We start from the raw sequence: 660 nt of genomic DNA on the forward strand, positions 1-660 counted from the left end.
CAACAACCAGAAGAAAAGACACCTCATCATCTCAAATAACCCCCAGCCAGATTAACCCCTGAATCATCACTCCCCATAGAAGGCCTTAATACTGATTCTGAGCAACGAATGAAAATATGAATGATTGATCCTGTCTGATGCCAGAAATGCATCAAGAAGCGAACCAGGCGCCATGACGGGGCAAAACAGAGAACGTTCAGGCGCTCTAACGAGAGAGTACACTGAGTGTATAGAGAGGCTGAAATACAGACATAGAACAGGGCAACAAGGCGAATAAAAGGGATAAAACACTAAAAATAACGACTGTAAAACCATGATAAAACCCAGTCAAAACCACAACATAACCACAACCTTACTTCACGATGACTACCAGATGTGTTTTTAAGTGACGTGAAAACCATCATCATGCTACTGTATAACCACGACAATCACTACAACCACCACTACTGTGTAATTTAATTTATGAGGTGTTGATAATGGCTGTAAATTATGATNATGGCAGGCGAGGACTCATAACGAGTCGGGACCTGAGAGTTTGCGCGTTTTATGCCGGATGGTTGAATGCCAGCAACAAAATTAACACCAGCAATATTCCCAGGCAGGATGCAGAAAGCTGTCGACAGGCTTTAAACCAGCTAATTAATCAGGCCATCCCGGATA

The 660-nt window shown here is 42.8% G+C and carries 1 pseudogene; it reads left to right on the forward strand.

Annotated features, from left to right (window positions below):
• Positions 1-476: 476 nt before the first annotated feature.
• Positions 477-660: pseudogene (locus ADK28_RS33245) on the forward strand (hypothetical protein); the annotation flags it as partial.

It is taken from the genome of Serratia sp. 506_PEND, from assembly GCF_001076875.1.
GTDB lineage: Bacteria > Pseudomonadota > Gammaproteobacteria > Enterobacterales > Enterobacteriaceae > Serratia > Serratia marcescens.